The 16,630-nt window shown below is 61.4% G+C and carries 16 protein-coding genes; all 16 read right to left on the reverse strand.

The annotated features are described in order from the left end of the window. Position 1: 1 nt before the first annotated feature. Complete coding sequence (locus AC07X6_RS26800; RefSeq protein WP_494792976.1) at positions 2-352, reverse strand: hypothetical protein; 351 nt, start codon at positions 350-352, stop codon at positions 2-4. Continuing rightward, positions 349-1,911: a hypothetical protein gene (locus AC07X6_RS26805; RefSeq protein WP_494792977.1), complete on the reverse strand. Its 1,563-nt coding sequence runs from the start codon at positions 1,909-1,911 to the stop codon at positions 349-351. The genes AC07X6_RS26800 and AC07X6_RS26805 overlap by 4 nt, the downstream gene beginning before the upstream one ends. Continuing rightward, on the reverse strand, positions 1,908-3,377 hold the full coding sequence (locus AC07X6_RS26810) for a hypothetical protein (RefSeq protein WP_494792978.1): 1,470 nt from the start codon (positions 3,375-3,377) through the stop codon (positions 1,908-1,910). The genes AC07X6_RS26805 and AC07X6_RS26810 overlap by 4 nt, the downstream gene beginning before the upstream one ends. After that, the gene (locus AC07X6_RS26815; protein ID WP_494792979.1) at positions 3,374-8,950 is read right to left on the reverse strand and encodes a hypothetical protein; all 5,577 of its coding nucleotides are present in this window, start codon (positions 8,948-8,950) and stop codon (positions 3,374-3,376) included. The genes AC07X6_RS26810 and AC07X6_RS26815 overlap by 4 nt, the downstream gene beginning before the upstream one ends. Then, positions 8,951-9,364, reverse strand: coding sequence for a phage tail assembly chaperone (locus AC07X6_RS26820; protein ID WP_494792992.1), 414 nt, complete (start codon positions 9,362-9,364; stop codon positions 8,951-8,953). It abuts the gene before it with no gap. Next, complete coding sequence (locus AC07X6_RS26825; RefSeq protein WP_494792980.1) at positions 9,298-9,765, reverse strand: hypothetical protein; 468 nt, start codon at positions 9,763-9,765, stop codon at positions 9,298-9,300. Before AC07X6_RS26825 ends, AC07X6_RS26820 begins: the two co-directional genes overlap by 67 nt. A 131-nt stretch (positions 9,766-9,896) precedes the next feature. Next, positions 9,897-11,099, reverse strand: a complete 1,203-nt coding sequence (locus tag AC07X6_RS26830) for a phage tail tube protein (RefSeq protein WP_494792981.1) — start codon at positions 11,097-11,099, stop codon at positions 9,897-9,899. 67 nt (positions 11,100-11,166) lie between these two features. Next, positions 11,167-11,568 (reverse strand): DUF4128 domain-containing protein, encoded by a 402-nt coding sequence (locus tag AC07X6_RS26835; protein WP_494792982.1) that lies wholly within the window; start codon positions 11,566-11,568, stop codon positions 11,167-11,169. Further along, positions 11,565-12,062 carry an HK97 gp10 family phage protein gene (locus tag AC07X6_RS26840; protein ID WP_494792983.1) on the reverse strand — a complete coding sequence of 166 codons (498 nt, stop codon included), beginning with the start codon at positions 12,060-12,062 and terminating at the stop codon, positions 11,565-11,567. The genes AC07X6_RS26835 and AC07X6_RS26840 overlap by 4 nt, the downstream gene beginning before the upstream one ends. Then, positions 12,062-12,436 (reverse strand): hypothetical protein, encoded by a 375-nt coding sequence (locus tag AC07X6_RS26845; protein ID WP_494792984.1) that lies wholly within the window; start codon positions 12,434-12,436, stop codon positions 12,062-12,064. The genes AC07X6_RS26840 and AC07X6_RS26845 overlap by 1 nt, the downstream gene beginning before the upstream one ends. A gap of 3 nt (positions 12,437-12,439) precedes the next feature. Then, the gene (locus tag AC07X6_RS26850; protein WP_494792985.1) at positions 12,440-12,811 is read right to left on the reverse strand and encodes a hypothetical protein; all 372 of its coding nucleotides are present in this window, start codon (positions 12,809-12,811) and stop codon (positions 12,440-12,442) included. Continuing rightward, positions 12,808-13,320 (reverse strand): DnaT-like ssDNA-binding protein, encoded by a 513-nt coding sequence (locus tag AC07X6_RS26855; protein WP_494792986.1) that lies wholly within the window; start codon positions 13,318-13,320, stop codon positions 12,808-12,810. Before AC07X6_RS26855 ends, AC07X6_RS26850 begins: the two co-directional genes overlap by 4 nt. A gap of 52 nt (positions 13,321-13,372) precedes the next feature. Then, positions 13,373-13,771, reverse strand: a complete 399-nt coding sequence (locus AC07X6_RS26860; protein ID WP_494792987.1) for a hypothetical protein — start codon at positions 13,769-13,771, stop codon at positions 13,373-13,375. 57 nt (positions 13,772-13,828) lie between these two features. Then, entirely contained in the window at positions 13,829-15,193 is a 1,365-nt protein-coding gene (locus tag AC07X6_RS26865; RefSeq protein ID WP_494792988.1) for a major capsid protein, read from the reverse strand. 156 nt (positions 15,194-15,349) lie between these two features. Next, positions 15,350-16,159: a DUF6651 domain-containing protein gene (locus AC07X6_RS26870; RefSeq protein WP_494792989.1), complete on the reverse strand. Its 810-nt coding sequence runs from the start codon at positions 16,157-16,159 to the stop codon at positions 15,350-15,352. 119 nt (positions 16,160-16,278) lie between these two features. Beyond that, a partial coding sequence (locus AC07X6_RS26875) for a hypothetical protein (RefSeq protein ID WP_494792990.1) occupies positions 16,279-16,630 on the reverse strand: 352 nt, incomplete at its 5' end.

Here is a 16,630-nt window from a genome sequence, read left to right on the forward strand (position 1 = left end):
CTCATAGCGCCGCTCCGGTAAAGTAAATCATCATGTAGCCATCGCACACCGGTAAGCCGGCAGTGGCATTGTCGACAAACACCTGAACCGTCGGGATGCCCGATGGATAGCTGACGCGACAGCTCAGCACCGCCCAGCCGTCAACGTCACCGGTTTGATAGGGTGAAACCAGGTTGGCAACGATTTTCTTACCGGCATACGCCGGGTAGGAGAATGTACGACCAGTGCCGGTGCCGACACTGGCGCCGGGAATGCCCACTTCGGCGATCCAGAACAAGGTACTTTCTGCACGGCTGTCATAAAGCACCTCCCGGGTTTGCATATCCCGGCACAGCACGCCATAGCTGCTCATGCGTCCAAATCCCCGATTTGTACGACCACCACTTCGACACCGCTACCATTTACGCCAATCACTTTTTGTACATCGCCACGAATCTCCACACGTGCACCGCTGGCTCGGCTTCGCAGCAGGCCAATCGTGCCCGTGGCCGCCGACAGGGCGCCCGAAAAAGTGGCATTCCCATCTTTAATTAACAGGCCCGGTGCTTCTATTTGGCCATTTGCATACACAATAAAATATCGGCCTGATTTGTAGTTGCCGAGCAGCAGGCCTTGCTCACTTAGGTGGAAACCGCCACCCGAGTTAGCGGCTGGAGGCCAATCAAACGATGAATGAGCGTAACCAGGACCGCCATGGATGGTCGAGGCGGAAATATCGCCCGCCACCACCGTGCCGAGCTTGGCTTTGATGGCGCCCAAGCTATCAGCGGATAGCGACTTGCCCGCAATCGAGCCATCAACCAGTAAATTGCCGTTCAGTACCGTGCCAAGCACCAGCCATTCGCCGTTGTCAAAATACTTCGTCACGGCATGCGTGGCGTCATATAACGTGACCACGTCGCGGTTGATCGGGACGCCGTAGCCTGCATGCCCCAGCTCATACACGGCCGAAGCATCCGACCAGGTGGAATAGCCGGGCGCCGTCACGGTGACGGTACCGCGCTGGCCAGTGGCGCCATCGGCAGCCAGGCGCGCAGCGGCCGCCCATTCGCCTGGGGCGATGTCATCGGTCGCCGCGCGCGACGCGGCCGTGGCGCCCGAGGTGAACAGATAGGCGCCACCGGCAGTCGGAACCTGGGTCGACCAGCCGTTGTTCAGGCCGGCGAGCGCGCCCGTGGCAAAGGTGAACGTGCATGCCGCGCTCGGCAGCGCCGGCGCGATGTTGGTGGCGCCGCGCTGGTAGATGCGCACGGGGGCCACGTTCAAGCCGTCGGCGCCGTCCTTGGCCATTTGCACCGCCCCCGCCCACTCATTGGCGGCAATATTGTCCGTGGCGTTGCGCGAACTGGCGGCGGCCACGCGCACGTACAGCGGCGCCGTGCCGGCCGGGATATTCTTCGACCAGCCGCTGGCCAGGTCATTGCCGGCCGGCGTCGTGATGGCGGCCGTGGCAAAAGTAAAGATCACGTCACCCGGAGAATCGGCAGGCGCGGCAGCCGCTCGCTTGTAGGCAAAGGCCTGGCCCGTGTTCAAGCCGTCCAGGCCCGTCTTGCCGGCGACGCCATCGAAGACCTTGCTGATCATGTAATTACCGACGTAGTCGACGCCGAATTCGCGGATGCGCGCCTGCACCAGGGCCGTATCCGTGGTCATGCTGGCAAAATCAACCGTGGCCACGTTGCCGTTGACGGTCAGCTGCGTGCCGGCAGACACCGAAAACACGATATCGCCCACCACATTCACCGGCTTGGCGGTGATGGCAATCGAGCCGGGCGCGCCGGCGCCGGCGCTGTTCACGCGAAACACGGGCGTGCTGCCCGCCATCAGGATCGCCTTGCCGTCGGCTGTGGTGCTGAAGCGCTCCGCTGTCGCCTGCAGCAGCGTGTCACGGGCACCGCCGATGGCTGTCATACCAGCACTCCCACCGTCACGCGTCCTGCCAGCCATTGGTGCGACAGCAGCACCACCACGCCAGGTGCACCGCCCTGCAGGCCAAAGCGATCATCGCGCAACACCACAGGCTGCCCCAGTTCCAGCATCATCATTTCAGGCTCTCCATCAAATTCGTAAATCGTGCGCTGCACCTTGTTCAGGGCCAGGCGCCGCGCCGCTTCCGCCCGGGCGTCTGCGTTGGTCTTGAGGCAGGTATCGATCTGCGGCGGGTCGTCCGTCAGGCGGTAGCGCGTGCGCACCGCCTCATCGACCGCCGTTTCGGTCAGCCATTCCGTGGCATACAGGTCGGCATGCGCCGGCGGGATGCTGGTGGTAAGGCTGGCCTGCACCGTGTAATTACGGTCAAAGGCGATCTTGACGGCGGCGACCACGGGCAGGCGCTGCACCGGGCGCAGGGAATCGAGCCGCATGTGCTCTGGGCCAATCTCCACCGGCACGCCGGCGGCCGGCAGCGCAATCTGCACCAGGCGCAGCTGGCCGGTGCGCGACATGACCGCCTGGGCGCCCACACTGGCCGCCAGCTGCTGGATCGCCTGCGCCTGGTTCGTCCGATCCGCAACGTACAGACCCACCAGCTGCGGGTGGGCGGCGTCGAAGGCGGCCAGGTTGTCCAGATCGAGGTCGGCCAGAGTGAAGCGATCCGAGGCCTTGCCATAGGCGGTGGCAATGCGCTGCACCAGCGGCGCGATGCGCGGCGCATAGCCGCCGCCCTTGTCACCCTGCACGCTGACCGTGATCGTGGTGGAAAACGGGTCGGTGGTCAGGTTGAAGCGCCCGGCCTGGTCATTCAGGGCCACGGCAATCGGCTTGCCGTTGGTGCGCACCTCGAAACTCGACTCGACGGCACCCAGAAAACCATACTCCAGCGTAGCTGGGTTGGTCAGCAAGGGCGTCACGTTGTGGCATTCGCCGAACGGTATCGGCAAGGTTGCGTCCTTGTTTGGCGTGGTGCCGCCCAGCTTCGCCTCGGCAATCGGCGTGTCCAGGCGCTGCAGCTTATCGCGTAGCGACAAGTTGATCGATTCGCGCGCGGAACTGCCGATATCGGCGACGATGCCGTCAAAGACCAGCCGGAAGTCGCCGCGCGGCCAGGCCGGATCGCCGGACCAGGCCTTGATGGGCCGATTGCGCCAGACGTCACCGAGCCAGGCATCAAGCGCGCCATCGGCGTTATCGATTTCAATATCACCGCCCGACAGGCCAGCTTCACCTGTCAGGCTGACCTGTTCAGTGAAGGCCAGCCCACCAGTGGCCAGTGGCAAGTACTCGACGTTGGGCGGGATGTCGGTCGGGCCTGTGATATACGGCCAGGACGAGATAAACCGCGTCACTTCGACGCCCGCCACATTCACCTGCACCTCGATCAGCACCATGCGGGTGGCCGACGAGTTTTGCAGCCACGCCAAAAATTGTGCATCAGTCATTGGGAGTACTCCACTTTTTTCGCCCAGGCGGATGCCTTGGTGGATTTGTCGACACCAGCCACGACCGTCTTGGCCGCCTTGTCGTTCGACTCGACGGTGCCCCGGATCATGGCGCCGGTCTGTTTGTCCTGGTCGGCGCGCAGCCCTTTGACCTCTTCCCGCAGGCTCTTGATCTCGGCCACCAGGGCGTCGTTATTGCCGCCGCCCTGGCTGGGTGCGCCACCAAAGTAGCGGCGCATGGCAGCGGCCGCTTGCGCGTCCACTACCACCTCGCCGCGGTGCAGCTCAGCGGCGTAACCATCAAACGGGACATTGGCCAGGCCGCCGGCATGCGAACCGTCGAACTTGACGCCCAAGCCAGTCGCCGTGCCCATCGCCGCACGCAGGTTGGCGATGGCTTGCGCCACCGTCAGCGATCCCGCATTCACACTGTCATTGATGGTGATCAGGCCCGACACCTGTGCCTTGAGCGCATCCAGGCTGGCTTGCTGCACGCCGACCTGAGCCGAGGCCCATTTCAGCGCCTCGTTATTGGCCGCCAGCACGCGGGCGTAATCTGCTGCGTAGCGAGCATCCGAGGCGTTGACCACCTGCGAAGCCGTCAGGAAGGCCTGCTCGGCTGCCGACAGGCCGGACTGCGCCGTCGTGTCGCCGGCATTCGCCGCCGCCAGGGTTTTCTCGAACTGGGCGCGCGCCTCGGCATACTTCTGCTCCGGCGTCAGGATGGACTGGTTGCCCAGTGCCATGCTGGCGTTCAGGCCGTTGAGCGTGGCCACCCACGATTTCGATTTATCCAGCGCCGTCTGGGCCGCTGCTGATTCCTTTTCGTAGGCCTTGCCCAGTGCATCCTTGGCCGAGACCACTGCTTTGGCGGCCTGCACCTGGTCGAACAGCGCACGATTGACGGCGGCAATGCTGGAGCGCTGGATGGCCAGCAGTTCCGTTTCGCTTTTCGTCAATTCGTTCAGCTGCTGCTGCAGGTCACGGTGTTCGCTGGCAATTTCGTTCGCGGTTTTAAGCACCGCTGCATACTCACCAGTTGCCGCAGCCACTTCGGCAGCGTAATCGGCAGCTTTCTTGAACGGTTCGGCAAGGGCTATCAACTCCACATACATCGCCTGGCCAGCAGCCGTGCTCAGGTCCTGCGCCAGCACCAGGGCTTTGAACTGATCGACCGTGGTCACGCCCGATATACCCAGCTTGCCCATGGCATCGTTCACCGACTTGGTGATCGGCGCCATGCGCTCGGCTTCGGTCAGGAAGTTTTCGACGAAGAAGCCGGTACCGCTGGTCAGCTTATCAAGGCCACCGGCTGCGGCGATCAGGCTTTCGCTGAGCGCCACAGCACCCAGGCCTGTTGTATTGAAGGACTTGCCCAGCACGGTCAGCACGTCGGACACCTGCATGTAGTCGTTGGTGACGCGTACCAGCGTTTCCAGGTAGCCTTCGCCCACCGCCTGATATTCCTGCAAGCCAGACACGCCGAACTTCGCCATGTCATCGCCGAGCTTGGAAAATGCTGTTTCCAGCGCTTTCTGCTGCTCTTCCCCGGACAAGCCCTTCAAGCTGATCTTACCCAGATCGACTACAAACGAATTTAGCCGGGCATTGAATGCGGCGCCGCCCATACCCAGCGCATCGGCAGCACTGCGGATCGTCCGCCCCATGCTGCTGATGATCATGCTGAACTGGTTATTCATTTCCGCCGACAGCGCAGCGGTATGTGTACTGTCCTTGTCCTTATAGGTGAAACCGAATGCCTTCTTCTTCGTGTTGACATCGGCATACGCTTGAGCGGTAAAGCCCAACGCGTCCACATCACCAAGCGTCATGGCGTTGCCGGTAATGCCCTGGTCTTTGATCGACGTCGAAGTCTTAAACAATTTCGATACCGCAAAGCCGATTGCCGCACCGATTGCCATGCCGATGGGGCCAGCGACTGCGCCCATCATCGTCAAGCTACTGCCAATCGTGCCCATCGTCATCGCGCCGGCGATACTGCCACCCAGCATGGCGCCGCCGTAGGTGGCCGCACCGGACAGGGCCAATTGCCCACCCTTGCCGAACGTCGACACCGAGCCGGTCTGTATGCCAGCTGCAGCACCACCGCCCTCGGCAACTACGCCCGACCGGGCGAGTAGGCCGGCCAGATTGCCGATCCCACTCACCATCTTCCTCAGCAACGAGTCCATCGAAATGGTGTGCGCCAAGCCCAGGCCGGAGTTTTTCTCCATGATAGCTAGGCTGTGCGCGATCGATTCCGATTTCGCGGACGAATCGCCCAGGACCGTGCCGGTGCCGTTGGCCGCCTGGCGTTGTTCGGACAGGCTGATGCTGGCGCCGCCCATGCCACCGAACATTTTTGCTCCGATTGCTACTACGGCCGCCAGCGTCGCGGCGCCGGCCGCCAGGTTGAGCGGGAACGGCAGACTGGCCAAGGCCTTCACCACGGCAGTAATGCCCCAGGCGCTGGCCTCAGTCGCGGCAAGGCCAGTGGACGCGGCCGTGGTCGTCGCCTCGCCAGTCAGCTTGGTGGCGTTCAAGGTCAGGTTGGCGGCGACTTCCGCCTCTTTGAAGAAGATCTTTTTGATCATCGACTCGACGGCCATGGCCATTTCGTAGGCACGAAATGCTTTTTCTGCGGTTTCCATCACCTTGTAACCGGTGCTGTTTTCCTTGAAAAATCCCTTGGCCGCGCTGGCCATGTCGCCATAGGACTTGATCTGGGCCTGCGCGCCCTGCTGGGCAGCAGCGGCCTGGGCCTTGGCGACTTTTGTTGGGTCGCCATAGGCATCCTTAGTAGCAGCGGCCAAATGGGCAGCGATTGCCTGCTGCTGCACGGCATAACCGGACAATGCTGTCGTCAGCCCGCCGATGGCAGTGCCGACCGCGCCGAAGGACGCTGTCATACCTTGCGCTGCCGACTTCGTTGCGGCATCGACAGCCGTCAGGATATCCAGCAGTTCCTTGGCCTTGGCCACGTCGCCGCCCTTCTCTTGCGCCGAAGCCTTGCCTTGCACGTTGCCAAGGCGGTTCAACGCTTCAATCTTGCGATTGATGCCACCGATGACCTTCTCATTGCCCTCGAAACTAGCAAGAGCAGCTTTTTGCTCTTCAAGGTCAGCGACAGCCAAAGCGGTTTTTTGCGCAGGCAACAAGCCATAAGTCCGGATTTGCTCTTCGACGGCAGCTACCTGGGCGTTAATGGCCGCGATTTCTTTGTTGGCAGCATCCGATGCGGCGGTGGCACTCGCCGCTTGGCGCAAGCGTTCCTCTTCGTCCCGGCGGAAACTCTCGTCAAAGAAGGCTTTCTCGGCCGCGTCACGTTTCCCGAGAATTTCATTGATTTGCTGTTCGTGCTTCGCAGCCTCGCCGTTGGTACGGCTGTTGTGGCTGGCCAATGCATCAAGCTCTAGGTCGTACGCATCAATCTGCGCTTCATAGGTTTTGATTGCATACGAGCGCTTGTTCTCGTACGCCTGTTGAACTGACAACTCTCCGCCCTTCAGGTACATATCGTCAAGCTTGGCAAGTTCATCATAATGCGCCTTGGCTACCGCAGCCACTTTCTCATACTGCTTGATCCGATCAGCGAGTTGCGTGTTTTCGACCTGATCGACCTTTGGCTTTGGCTCGCGGCCTTCAGTGTCCCGATACGTCGGAGTGCCAACATACACCGAATTTGCAAGTGCAACTTGGGCATCCTGCTGAATTTTCAGGCTCTTGCCGGCGTTTTCCACCAGCAGAGCCTGTGCGCGCTGCGCGTAATCACTGTCCGCCTTGAGCTTTTCGTCAGCGTCTTTTTTTCTTTTTGCGTTGATGGTCAGGACCCGCTCGTCATAGGCCTTTTGGAACTTATCTTCTCCCGCAAGGATCTGGTCTTTCGTATCACCAAGCAGTTTGGCGTTGGCCTCCATCGCCGCTTGCATCTTCTTATAGGCATCAATTTGACCTGTAATGCTAAAACCTGCCTCTGAGCGGTCAATCGTGTATTGAGTATGAATTTCAGAAGCCTTGCTGGCATACGAGCCCGCCGCGCCCAGCAGCTTCATTGCGGAAAAAGCATTGTTGACGTTGTCGGCGACCACAACGAACACCTGAGCGAGCGTACTGCCCCACTCGTGCAATTGGTTATTCCGGGACAATTCGCTGACTTCGCCGTTCGCGTCCTTGAAGCCCTTCGTCAGCGCCATGACCGTAACGGTCAACACCTCAAGGAAAGTTTCGCCGGCCACGGTTTTCAGATCGGTCATGTAGCGCTGCATCGACGTGATCTGCTTGCCAGCCGTGCCCATGGCAGCCTCATAGGTGCCGGCGATATCCGAGCCACGGTCGATCACAGCATTCAAGCGAGCCTGCACGCGCTCGTTTTCCGACAGCTCTTTGGTAGTCTTGCCCAGCTCATCAGCCATCTGGCGATAGGCCGTCTGCAAGTTCACATTGATACCGATGTTCCGCAAGATCAGCACATTGCCGCGCGAAATACCGTTCACCAAGCGGTCGAACGCATCCGACGAATTCAAGTGACCGATCACGGCCGCGTCCTGGGCGATGCGCGCCAACACGGTGGCGTTCTTTAGGTCGACGTGAGCCTGGACCAGTTTGGTGGCCGACTCACGCGACTCGACCATGGTAATTCCCTGACGAGCGATCGAGTCGGTCGCCGTATCCATCTGGGTTTTGGTGTAGCCCGCATTGCGGCCGACGACTTGAACGACCACGCCAAGCGTCTCATAGCGGGCCGCCAGCAGTGACGATTCCTTGATATAGTCCCATACCTTCAGGGCGGCATAGGCCGCGACAAGTGCCTTGACCGCAAGCGCCAGTATGTCTGACGATTTGGCGGCATCCTCCTTTGCCTTTGCCGCAGCCTTGATGGCGTCCTCATAGCCCTTAATCGCGGCAATTGCCTGCTGCGTTTCCTTGGTCACGCCCATTTGCGCTGCCTGATAGGCAAGCAGCTGTGTGCGACTCATGCCAATCGTGGCCGCCTGTTCGCGCATGCGCTCGATCAGTTGCTGCTGGCCCAGCGTCAATTGCGTGGTTGAGCCGCCCAGCGCCTGCGTGGCCTGGGCCGCCAGACGCGCCGTCTCAGCCTGCGCGCGCATGATTTTGGACGTGTCGTCCATCTGGCCATTGCTGATCGCCGCACGCTGACCAGTGCGCTGCGTGGCGTCGCCGAGCGCTTCTACGCTTTTAGCGGCATCGCTACCGCGGCGCCATACACCGGCCGACGAGTTGGTGAAGTTGTCCAGCGCGCTGACGCCTTCGGCAGATGTCGAGCGCACGCGCGCCGTCGCCGCACTCAGCGAATCTACGGACGCGGTTGCGCCAACAACTTTTGGCGCGACGCGCGCGCCAGCATCACCCAGCGCATCGACAGCCGCCGCACCCTCAGTCGCCTTGGTCTTGGCCCCAGAGCTGGCTTCGCCCAACTTGTCGACGGCGGCCGTCGCACCAACAGTCTTTTGCTCGACGCGCACCGCCGCCTCGCCGAGGGAATCCAAGGCTTTGCTGCCCTCGGCTACTTGGCGCGTATCGATGGAAAGTCCAAGTTGGGCGATATCAGGCATTTATTTTTCCTTCTTGTTTTGATGGTGCATGAAGAGCACGTCAAGGCGATCGATCACGCCCTCTTCGAACGGATCGAAGCGCACGCCGTGGCGCGCCTGCCAGGCCAATATCTCGGCACTAGTCAGCGCGTTCACGGCCATACCGCACTGGCGCTTCTGGTTCATCTGGGCAAACCAGGCCCAGATGTAGGCCAGCTCCGGCGGCAGTTGCGGTGCTGCTGGTGCCTCGGGCGCCCGATAAAGCGGGTTTTGCCGGGCAGTGTCCAGGTGGTCGCCCTTGGCATTGCCGTCGCCTGCCGCCGCTGCTCGATCAAACAGGTGGTCGGCGTACAGCAGCAGGGCCTGGGTCAGACCTTCAAAAAATTGGCGTCGTTTTCCAGGGCAGCCGTGACGCGATCCTGCCAGGTCGGGTATTTGTCGAACGCCATGGCGATCAGGCCCTTGTCGAACGGCACCGGGCCCCCGTTGCTGGTGAAGCCGTACCAGTCGACGGCTACAGCTACGGCCAGGCGCTTCTGGTTGTCATCGATGACGTGCACCAGCTGATCCGCGCCTTCGTCCGTGGAAGCGTCGATGGCCGTCTTGCGCTTTGCCGACTTCTTGTAGCCTTCGGCGCGCACCGCGTGGCTTTCCTTGCGGTACTCGTCGGAATTCTTGCCGACGATCTTGATGCCGGCCACGGGCTCACCATCGGCGTCGAAGATCACGGGCACGTCGAAGGTCACGCGGGCGGCAGGTGCGGACAGGTTGGCGATGTCGAAGCCGACGACGGCCAGGGTTTGCGCGGTGTTCAGGGTTGCTTGGGTAGTGCTCATGGGTAATGCCTTTCGTGGGTTTTGATAAGTGCCCGTGCCGGCCGCCGCGCCCACGAAGGCGACAGCGACCAGTCGGTGCTGGGGTGGCGCTTGCGCCAAAAGAAAGCCCGGTGCGTGGCCGGGCGGGATGATTACAAACTGGTGTCTTGGAACGCCACGGTCGTGGCCTCGTGCTGCGCGTCAGCGCCCTGGTAACGCAAGATGTCGAAGGCGCAAGTGATAATCTTGTTTTTCTCGCCATCATCGACCTTGGCCGAGGTGATCTTGATGCGGCCCATGGCGATCGCCATGACTTCGGCCAGCGGCGCCGTGCTGGCCGCCATGGCGTAGGCCAGCGGCAGTTCGACCTCCTGTTTGAAGTAATCGATATAGGCCGAATCCTGCATCAGGACCGTGAACTGGCCGCTGCCCAGCACTTTGCCGCGCGAGGCGGCCGTGGCAAACTTCGAGCCGATCACGGGGTCGATCTTGACTTGGCCGTCCAGCGACAGCGACATGCCCGTGCAGATTTGCGACGGGATGCCAGCGACCGACAGCATCGCAGTGGCGCCGGAGAACTTGCCGGTGCCGGGCGTGGATGCTGGCGCCGCGAAATACGCCGCAGGCGTGGTCGGGCCTTCCAGCTTGCCCATCAGGGTGAAGTCCAGGCTCGTGATGCCGTTCGGCTGCACAGCGATGTCGACCTTGCTCACCAGCTGGTCGATGAAGCAGCGGTTGACGGCAATGCCAGGATCCTGAACTTCTGCGGTGAACCAGTCGGTGGTATGGCCGGTCAGCGGCGTGAAGGAGCGCTTGCCGGATGCCGTCACGGTCACCGGATCGCCCTCCACCTTCGCCGTCATGGCGCTACCGTCCATGAACTGGCCCGTCAGCTTCAGCGCGGTGGCCGAGGTGACGAAGAAGTTCTTGGCATTGTTGGCCGCGCCGGTGGTCAGGAAGCCGCCGATGCGCACGACAGTGCCGGCGCGGTGGCCGTCAGCCAGGAACGAGCCAGCGCTGCGCGTCAGGCCCGTAGCACCCGATGCGATGGTGTTTTGCGCTGCGGTGACGCCGCCAGCAGTGAAGTCGCGGCGCAGCAGCGCGGCCAGCAGCGCGGCGTAGGTGCCGCAGCTGGCTTCGCCCTTGATGGCGCCGGAGGTACGGAAGTTGCCCAGGCGCGTATCGCTTTGCTGCTGGCTTGGGTCGATCTCATTGCTCGAGTACTTGTCGGCGTCCGTGTCGAACGTCGCGGTCACGCGCGGATAGAGGCGGCCGGCGGCGGCCAGCGCCTTCGTGCCTTCCGCAGGCTGTTTGGCGATAACGAGCAGGCTGTCGATGCCGTTTGCAGTGGTCATGGTGTGGAGTGCCTTTCTTTGGTCGAAAAAAAAGACCGCCGAGGCGATCTGTGTGGGTTGATGCGGGTTACAGGTTGCAGAACCAGCGAATCTTGACCGGGACCATCCAGCGGTCGCCGTCCTCGCGGCCGTCGGCGATTTCAGGCGTGCGCTCAATCTGCACGGTCACATCGCCCTTCGTGAAGCTTGCGCCGCGGCGGAACAGCTCCTTGATAATTTCAGCGCGCGCGCCGGCGGCTGCGGTGCCCTGCCCTGGCGGATACAGCAAGCTGACCTGGAAGATGCCGCGCTCCTGGCGCGAGCCGTCGCCCATGGAATGGTTGTTTGGTTCCGCTGGCAGCAGGTAGGCGGCTTGATACGGTCGGCCGGTGACTGGTGTGTATGGCACGTTCTGCCATGCCGTGTCGATGGCCGGCGCGAGGCTGGCCAGCGCTGCTTCCAGCGCCGCGCGTATTGTTGGTTGACTCATAATTTGTAGCTCGAATAGCCTTGGGCGAACTCGCTTGCGGTGGTGCCGTCGCGCACGCCGTTCACAGCATTGTCCACAATGGTGCGAAATTCCACGACCGTCAGCATTACCACGCCGACGGGCGCCTGGCGGGACCAACCTTCCTCAATGCGCTTCGCATAAGGCAGGTTATTCACGAGATAGATCACGTCGCCCGCCTTCGCCGCACTGATCGTGCTGCCGTGCGCGGCAATCGTCGCGCTGCCGTCCTTGTCGATCAGGTCGCGCACTCCGGCGGACGGCGAGCCGATGGAAAGCTGCCAGTTGGCGCGGAAGCGGCCACCAGCGTAACCAGGCGGCGGCTTATGCTTCCAGTATTTGGCGTCACCGACCGGCGAACGCTGTACCAGCTTGTTGTCGACCTTCATGGTGATTGCACGTGTGACCAGGTCCACATTGCCTTTTGTCTTGGCGATGAATTCGGCGATTTGCATGGAAAACGACATACTGGCCATCAAAGCCCCCTGATTTGCAACGTGTGCAGCACGGCCACGTCGACCGGCGCAGTAGTTTCGATGCTCTTCACCGTGTAGCTGGCGCCGCCGAACAGCACTAGGTCGGCCGCTGTCGGCGCCGGCATGGCCTGGCCATTGCGCTGCAGCGGCGACAGCAGTAGCTTCTGGTCGCCAGCTTGGATCAGCGTGCCATCGATGTTCTCGGCCTCGTAGGCGATCTTGACGCCCGTGCCTTCGTAGTCGGTGGTGGTAATGGGCGCCGTGCCCAGGTCTGGATCATATGGGCCGGTGACGACCTGGCGCAGCACCACGATGCCGCCCTTGCGGCGCAGGGACTGGTCGGCGCGCGCAGCGGTCTTGCTGTAGTCGCTCATAGCCTATGGCGCTTTCAAGTAGTCATACGGCGGCGTCTCCACGAAGCGCACGGCCTTGATCGTGGTCTTGCCGTCGATCAGGGCACGCAGCACGCGATGCCAGCCGTCCATGATGAAACCCTGCTGGCACAGAATGATCGGGTATTCGGTGTTGACGTCCAACGCGCGGCGCACGTGGTGCGCGATACCGTAGGCTGAGCCGACGGGAGTCCAGACCTCGGTGCCAGAGTAGATCGCCGCCAGCGGCAAATCGAACGGTTCCAGATCCTTGGCGCGCGCGATCAGGTTTGTGACGGTCCATACCTTTCCATCGGAACTGTAGGTGTTATCGGCGACGAAACAGCCGTCGATCTTCACTGCCGGGTATGCGCTCATCCTCGTGTCACCTTGATCGAATTGCCGCCGCCGGCCGAGCCGAAGTAAGGCGCCAGCAGCGCGTCGACGGCCACGAAGCGTTCGCGCGCGTCCGTAGTGTTCTGGAAGTACTCGGTATCGATCGGCCCCACCTTGTCGCGCTTAATGGCGTTCGAGCCGGTGTCGAGGTCGGGCAGCAGATCCTCGCCGCTGCCGGCGCGCACGGCCAGGTCGATACAGGCATTGACCACGTCCGTCGGAACGCTGGTGCTCGGCACCGTGAAGCCATCGACACCCACGCCGTAGCGCGGCCAGTCCAGCGCCTGGCGCTGACAGACGCGACGGCCGGCCCAACGCATGCGGTAGGTGGCCATGAAGATCATGGCCTTGCGCAGCGCGATTTCCTTGTCAGTCTCGGCCAGCGCAGCCCAGGCGGTTGAACCCAGGCTGACACAGCGCACGTCTGCTGCGGCGATGCTGGCGTAGGATTCGGCGTCAGGCAGGCCTGCGCCGGTTTCGATTATGAGCATGCGTGTCCTGATTGGGGAATGCCGTCGTGCGGCGGGAGGTATTGACCCGTATTTATGCCTTGGCGGCTTTGCCTGGCTTTTCGGTCGAGGCAGCAGTGGCGGCCGGCGGCGGAGCGGTGGCAGTGGTGGCAGTGGCGGTATCGTTGGCAACCTGCATGCGTGCAGCTTCGTCGCGCAGGCGCAGCGCTTCGACTTCGTTGGTAACGCCTTGGGCCTCGATGCGCTCTTTCGCTTCGGCCAGGCGCTGCTCACGCTCATCCAGTGCGCGTTCGCGCTCCAGCAGTTGATCGTGCGCGGCCAACAGCTCGGCCATCGTTGGCACGCGCTCGGTTGGTGCGCCCAGGTCTTGATCGCCGTACAGTTCGTGCACGTCGGGGTTGAAGTTGGCCCGGTCAATGATGACGAAAGGGCCTTGACTGGCCGGATCGGTGGAAACAATTTTGATGGTCATGATGAATTCCAGGTGAGGCCCGGCTGCACCACAGTGATGGCCGGGCCAGGTTGATGGTTAGCCGTGCAGGATGCCGATGAATTCATCCTTGACCGAGCCGCAGCCCCATGCCAGCGCCACTTCGTATTGCATCTGGCGGTACTGGGCGTACATGCTGATCTCGAAGGTCAGTCCGGTCAACGGGTCGGTGACGAGCATGCGGTCGACGGCCGAGTCGCCCTGCTTCGGCAACGCCGGCGCACGCGTTGCCAGTTGAATGGCCGAACGGGCAAAGAACATATTGCGGAAGCCCGACGCGGCGACGGTGATGGAAGTGGCGGCAGCCGGAATGGCTTTCAGCAGGCCTGGTGCTGCGAGGGTGATCGTGCCGCCGTTCGAGACATCGCCATCGCCGCTCGACACGACGTACTGATTGGTATCGCCAGCGAAGGTGATGGTGTCGCCAGCCAGTGAAGTGCCGGTACCAGCTGCCGCCAGGGTGATGACAGTGGCGCCAACTGCATAGCCTGCGGCATTGGTGGTTGCAGCGGCGGCGGTGCCTTTGGCATGCAGTTTGATGCCCGAGCTGTTGCGCAGTGCAAAGCCCTGCAGGCGGTCAGTCATGCCGTTTCGCAGCATATCTTCACGGCCAGCTTCGTTCACCTTGAACAGACCCGATTGTTTGCCGCGCAGGTTGACCATGGCGGCCGAGCCCAGCACCAACTGGAAGTCGAGGCCTTGAGCGCCATTCTCTTCCAGGATGCGCAGCGCGCCAGCAGTGTCGGTCAGGTCGCCGGCAGTAGCGAACGGGGCAACGCTGGCAGTGCCACAAGCGCGGGATGCTTTGACATACAGCGCGGCCAAGTCGCTCTCGACTTCGTTCACCAGGGTACGCATGGCCTGCGAAATCTGATCACGCAGGATCACGTTATAGCTCGCGCCATTGTTATCCAAGGCAAGTTGCTCTTCGCCGTTCCAACGGATCGGGACGCGGCGCGCCTTGGTGATGACCACGCCCTTTTTGCCGATGTTCTGGTCGCCGTCATTGGGCGGCGTCACCGCTGGAGCGATATCAGTAGCAACCGCAGCAGGCGCGACTGGCGACGTAACCTCCTGGCCGACCGCTGCTCGGGTAAAGTTCATATCTGCGGAAACTGCCGGGATGAAGCCGACCAACTCGCGCGCAACCTGATCCGAAGCGCTGTAGATGGTGGTGATCAGGCCGCTCAGCGAATTGGCGCCCATGATAACGCCGGTGCGCGCGGCGTAGTTGGTGATGTGGCGATATGCCAGTTCGACCAGCACGCGACCGGCGAAATCGGCTTTTTCCGGCACGGCCACCAACATCTCGACGGCCTTGTGGGCAATCGCGGTGGCCGCCGACGCGGTGAAAGACAGGGCCATAGCGCACAGAGCCATGACCGACAGCAAGGTTTTCTTCATGGTAAAGCCTTTAAAAGTTGGTGATTTGGAATTTTTAAAACAGACAGGCCATCCAGCCCAAAGCACCAACCCCCATCCAGGCGTTGGCTATGCGTTGCGGTACTGCGGAAATGGAAAGAGTCAGCGTGGCGCCGACCTTCGCATAATGTCGGGCAATTAATCGGTAACAGCACCGCCGCCCTTGGCAAATTCCGCCTTGGCGGCCGGCGTTGCTGCATCGAAAGCCGCGCGCGTCATAGATTTGCCTGCGCTAGCGCCTGCGGCACCGCCCGTGGCGCCGCCACCGGAGGCGCCGGAGCCCTTGAGAATCTGATCCTTAAATGGGCAGGCTTGCACCAACTGCGCCAGGCCTTCGTCGAAGTCGGCGATTTCACCAGGACGAGTAGGCGAGAAGATTTTGTTGCCGGCGGCGTCATACGGGACAGTCTTGCCGTCCTCGACTTTGAAGTTGTTGCCGAAATAGGCTTTTGCCATCTCGGTAGGGATGGCCAGGCGCATCGGGTGCTTATCGTCGGTGAACAGCTTCGAGCTGGCGAAGCCGCCGCCGATCATGTGGGTGTTCAGTTCGCTGGTGCGCTTTTCCAGCTGCGCGGTCAGTTCCTGCAGCTGCGTGGCGCTCGCCTTGGCCTGCGCAGCGACCTGCTCTTGCGCGGTCTTCGCGGCTGCATCTTGGATTTCCTTGACCTGCGCAGCTGTCTTCAGTTCGCCGGAGCTGAGGCTCTTCACGGTGTTCAGTGCTGCCAGGGCGGCCACGCCATCTTCGATGCCATCGAACGCCTTCAGGCGCAGCTCGGCAGCCTCCTTCGCCTCGCGGTGCGTCTTGGCCTCGCCGTTCAGGCGGGTGATCGTGCCCAGCGTGGTATCCGCGTCGAATGGCGCTTCGGTACCGTTCGGGTGAATGAAGATCGGCAACTTCTTCTCGCCGTCGATGGCAATGGTTCCGTCTGCGTTGTATTTGAATGGCATGGTCGTTCTTTCCGGGCATCCGCCCTATCGTTGGCCTTCCGGCCGTGCACCGCGTCGCGTCCGCTTGCGGCAATAAAAAAGCCGCCTGGTTGCCCAGGCGGCGAATGAAAAAATAGAAACTATTGCATTAATACTTGGATAAGTTTTGCAGTAAATCCTATCGCGCTTCCCATCAATGCAAATACTGGAGCCTCACTTTCCACCAAGCGTTGTAAAAATAAAAGCAGGGAAATATGAAAACTTCGTAACATAAAAGAAACGAGGAAAACAAACATTAATCCGCATCTTATGGCCGTCGGAGCTAAAGATATTAATAGTCCATTATATCTAACAAGCTCTCCAAAAGTTGGGGCCGTCTTACTTAAAAGCTCCTTCAAGCGAGATACAAAATTTATATCAGTTAAAATAAAATTTATTATCTGAAAAAGACTTGCTTGCAAACGCCCTTCAAAATAATCAGTACCATAGGAT

The organism is Janthinobacterium sp. GW460-12-1-14-LB5 (assembly GCF_059423585.1).

Bases quoted from the DNA above. Each gene is read 5' to 3' on its own strand.
- AC07X6_RS26800 (WP_494792976.1), bottom strand. From the start codon at position 352: ATGAGCAGCTATGGCGTGCTGTGCCGGGATATGCAAACCCGGGAGGTG.
- AC07X6_RS26805 (WP_494792977.1), bottom strand. From the start codon at position 1,911: ATGACAGCCATCGGCGGTGCCCGTGACACGCTGCTGCAGGCGACAGCG.
- AC07X6_RS26810 (WP_494792978.1), bottom strand. From the start codon at position 3,377: ATGACTGATGCACAATTTTTGGCGTGGCTGCAAAACTCGTCGGCCACC.
- AC07X6_RS26815 (WP_494792979.1), bottom strand. From the start codon at position 8,950: ATGCCTGATATCGCCCAACTTGGACTTTCCATCGATACGCGCCAAGTA.
- AC07X6_RS26825 (WP_494792980.1), bottom strand. From the start codon at position 9,765: ATGAGCACTACCCAAGCAACCCTGAACACCGCGCAAACCCTGGCCGTC.
- AC07X6_RS26830 (WP_494792981.1), bottom strand. From the start codon at position 11,099: ATGACCACTGCAAACGGCATCGACAGCCTGCTCGTTATCGCCAAACAG.
- AC07X6_RS26835 (WP_494792982.1), bottom strand. From the start codon at position 11,568: ATGAGTCAACCAACAATACGCGCGGCGCTGGAAGCAGCGCTGGCCAGC.
- AC07X6_RS26840 (WP_494792983.1), bottom strand. From the start codon at position 12,062: ATGGCCAGTATGTCGTTTTCCATGCAAATCGCCGAATTCATCGCCAAG.
- AC07X6_RS26845 (WP_494792984.1), bottom strand. From the start codon at position 12,436: ATGAGCGACTACAGCAAGACCGCTGCGCGCGCCGACCAGTCCCTGCGC.
- AC07X6_RS26850 (WP_494792985.1), bottom strand. From the start codon at position 12,811: ATGAGCGCATACCCGGCAGTGAAGATCGACGGCTGTTTCGTCGCCGAT.
- AC07X6_RS26855 (WP_494792986.1), bottom strand. From the start codon at position 13,320: ATGCTCATAATCGAAACCGGCGCAGGCCTGCCTGACGCCGAATCCTAC.
- AC07X6_RS26860 (WP_494792987.1), bottom strand. From the start codon at position 13,771: ATGACCATCAAAATTGTTTCCACCGATCCGGCCAGTCAAGGCCCTTTC.
- AC07X6_RS26865 (WP_494792988.1), bottom strand. From the start codon at position 15,193: ATGAAGAAAACCTTGCTGTCGGTCATGGCTCTGTGCGCTATGGCCCTG.
- AC07X6_RS26870 (WP_494792989.1), bottom strand. From the start codon at position 16,159: ATGCCATTCAAATACAACGCAGACGGAACCATTGCCATCGACGGCGAG.